Source organism: Paenisporosarcina sp. P4_E4_2 (genome assembly GCF_056401595.1).
In genome coordinates this window covers 1-1040 of record NZ_JBFUJC010000574.1, presented here as the reverse complement: position 1 = coordinate 1040, position 1040 = coordinate 1, and the positions used below count along the sequence as shown (strand labels likewise).

3 protein-coding genes and 1 pseudogene are annotated in these 1040 nt (G+C 36.8%); all 4 read right to left on the bottom strand.

Features of this window, described 5'->3' with window-relative positions; all coding sequences use genetic code 11:
* The coding region (locus tag AC1DSB_RS19835; protein ID WP_477587486.1) for a sporulation protein at window positions 1-131 on the bottom strand (131 nt) is incomplete at its 3' end.
* A gap of 32 nt (window positions 132-163) precedes the next feature.
* Window positions 164-394 carry a YozE family protein gene (locus tag AC1DSB_RS19830; protein ID WP_016427332.1) on the bottom strand — a complete coding sequence of 77 codons (231 nt, stop codon included), beginning with the start codon at window positions 392-394 and terminating at the stop codon, window positions 164-166.
* 116 nt (window positions 395-510) lie between these two features.
* Entirely contained in the window at window positions 511-933 is a 423-nt protein-coding gene (msrB, locus tag AC1DSB_RS19825; protein WP_016427333.1) for a peptide-methionine (R)-S-oxide reductase MsrB, read from the bottom strand.
* Window positions 930-1040 (bottom strand): annotated as a pseudogene (locus AC1DSB_RS19820) (peptide-methionine (S)-S-oxide reductase MsrA); the annotation flags it as partial. The gene msrB and the pseudogene AC1DSB_RS19820, both read right to left, overlap by 4 nt.

The following is a 1040-nucleotide window of genomic DNA, read 5'->3' as shown; positions in this document are numbered from 1 at the left end:
ATGTTTCCCCCAACCACTTCAGTGACTCCTGAGATCAATTCACCTGCAACAAAAGCAGAATCGTTCAGTTTTGTATCTACTCTTGCATTACCCACACCTACAGATGCTAATACTTTATTGAAAATCGACATATACATTCCTCCTAATTAGTTTCTATACATATTTACGATTGAGAAAGGACATTTGTTTCATATAACGACCAAATTTCATCAAAAATACTTGCGCTCATATCGGGGTGCGCCAATTCTTCAATGTAACGGGAAATTTCTTCAAAATCGGAAGATTGCTTTGGGAAAGGCAAATCCTGAAACATAACTTCCGCAAACATAGCCTTAAGATCCGATTTTGGTCCTCCTCTGAAAGTCAGGGTGTATTTATAGAATGTATGATTCATATTAACCTCCAAAGAAAGTGTTCTTATATTCTATATATACAGGTTTTCCAACATAAAGTAAAAGTCTAAGCAGAGGAAAAAGCTAAACTCTTAGTTATTCGAGTTTAGCTTTTTCTTTAAAAGTAACTTAAATATTCACTGTATCCTTCTTCTTGCAACTTCTCTTTCGGAATGAATTTCAATGCCGCTGAATTAATGCAATAACGTAAACCTTCAGGACCTGGCCCATCCGGAAAAACGTGCCCTAAATGCGAATTGGCTGTTTTACTTCTTACTTCAGTCCTGGTCATGCCGTGAGAAACATCTGTATGTTCTGTTACTTCCGGACCATCGATAGGCTTAGTGAAACTTGGCCATCCGCAGCCAGCATCATATTTATCTTTTGAACTGAACAAGGGTATTCCGGAAACAATATCAACATAAATACCTTCATTAAAATGTTGATCAAATTCATTGCGATGTGGCGGCTCTGTTCCATTTTCTTGAGTTACGTGATATTGCATAGGTGTCAGTTTATTTTTTAAATCTTCTTTAGTCATTTTTGATCACCCCACATTTTTTGTTTAAATCCTGCTCTTCCGGATCCTACCTGATAACGTTCGTAGTGTGTTGGATTTTTTTTATAGTAGTCCTGATGATACTGTTC